Source organism: Stenotrophomonas sp. 05L44_2 (assembly GCF_056665995.1).
In genome coordinates this window covers 1-1,722 of record NZ_JBFTNR010000811.1, presented here as the reverse complement: position 1 = coordinate 1,722, position 1,722 = coordinate 1, and the positions used below count along the sequence as shown (strand labels likewise).

Here is a 1,722-nt window from a genome sequence, read left to right as displayed (position 1 = left end):
CTCGCGTGTTACTCCGTCTCAACAACAGCATTGCCCCACGCTCACTCGCCTGTTGCTCTCTTTCCGGATAGAGCAACCAGAAAGATCAGAACAAGGACGATGCATACCGCCAGGTTGAACAAGAGGATGGGGCGTATGGCGAGGTAGAGCTCACCAACTCCCACAGAATAAGAACCATGATTGGACTGCGAGCCTAGCGCTCTTGCAGTGATCTGAATCCACACAAGCGAAGCTATTTGAACAACAGCGATTCCAATCGCGGAGAACAGCCGTCTGGTAGGAGTTCTGCCGACCATTGCGACATACGCGAGCACCGAGAGCGCCGCATAGAAAACAACCAACATCCAAGTCATCACCGCTTCCGTTCGGAATTCTCCGCCCTCATGCAACCCGTGCTCGCTGGGCCTTCATCAGGCCTTCCTTGGTACGCGGAAGCTAATGTGCCTCGCCTTGGCAAACGCCGGTCTGCTCCCTTCCGCTTCTGGCATGAACCGCTGCACGCCGCCCCGCAGCTGGGAACGCCCAACCTGTCAGCCTTGGGGGGCTTGGTCATTTCCGGGATCGACAGCTGAGCCGGCCGCACGTTGAGCAGCGCTGCTCGTACTCCTTGATGCACGATGGCTTGCAGCACTACGCCGGCGTCCGTGGAACCGAAAAGCCTTCATCGTTGACGCCGTTTCTTTCCTGACTGGGCTGATGGACTTTCGCGCAGCCCTTGTCGGATCGCGATATCCAACGCTACTGCCGCCGCGACGAAGCACATCGCCGCGACGGACCTCTCATAGGCCAATTGGCCAAAGTACTGCTGAATCGCAAATCCAAAACCACAAAGTCGACCGCACAGCGTGCCGCTATTGTTGATTCCAAACTTCAGAACCAAGACGCCCATGAAGGCAGCCAGACTGCAGAATACCAAGCCCGGAAAGAAGACGAGGGGGCGCCAAGCTCGCTTTGATTTCGACATCAACGGCTCCAATGCGGTCGTGGCAGTGCTGGGGGTTTCCTTTGGCGTGACACACTTGGCCGAGGCGACCCTCGCGTCATAGCTGTAGCCCACACTAAGATTAGGGCATGGCTAGGCGATTCGGACCAAGCGGGTAAGCGCATCGTAGCGATTAGTAACACTGCGCGGGTCGGTGGCGATCTTGCTATTCCCGACGGCGTCGACGGCAAAGCTGTTCGCACCACTGCCCGGGCTGACCCGGCCAGTCAGATCACCGAAACCGCTGGAAGTTCAGGTGGCGCGCAACCCCTTCGGGACGGTGACCTAGATGATCTGGTCCCATGCGCCGTACTGGTCGTACTGGCTGTGAATTTCCGCCTTCACGCCGCCCACGTCCTGCAGGGTCTGAGCCAGCCTGTTCAGCGGGTCGAACTGCTAGCGGCTGACACTCCGCAGGGGACACGCACTTATATTCAGAGTGCTGAACACGGCCCTTCGAGTCGAACGACTGCGTCGCACCGTAATTGGCTCCAACGCCTGCGCCGATGATACCGAGAGTTCCCGATGCCTCTGCGTAGACTCCTACTCCGTTGGCAGACTCACATGAGTCGGCAGCTTTCTGATCGGGGCTTCCACCCATAGGATCGAATGAGAACCCGCCGCCTACGCCGATACCAGCCCTGATAGCTCAAAGTCCCCAGAAGCCATCCCAGATCAAGCGCCACCAAGATTTGGTTGTTCGGGCCACTTCACTTGGCTTTCTTGTGAGAGCCAAAATG

General features: G+C 58.1%; 2 protein-coding genes and 1 pseudogene. All 3 read right to left on the bottom strand.

Translation table 11 applies throughout. The features are described from left to right. Positions 1-41: 41 nt before the first annotated feature. On the bottom strand, positions 42-353 hold the full coding sequence (locus AC1VAN_RS20905) for a hypothetical protein (RefSeq protein WP_032974534.1): 312 nt from the start codon (positions 351-353) through the stop codon (positions 42-44). A 308-nt stretch (positions 354-661) separates the two neighbouring features. Further along, the gene (locus AC1VAN_RS20900; RefSeq protein ID WP_152543251.1) at positions 662-964 is read right to left on the bottom strand and encodes a hypothetical protein; all 303 of its coding nucleotides are present in this window, start codon (positions 962-964) and stop codon (positions 662-664) included. Then, positions 951-1,378, bottom strand: a pseudogene (locus AC1VAN_RS20895) (RHS repeat protein); the annotation flags it as partial. The pseudogene AC1VAN_RS20895 and the gene AC1VAN_RS20900, both read right to left, overlap by 14 nt. Positions 1,379-1,722 lie beyond the last annotated feature (344 nt).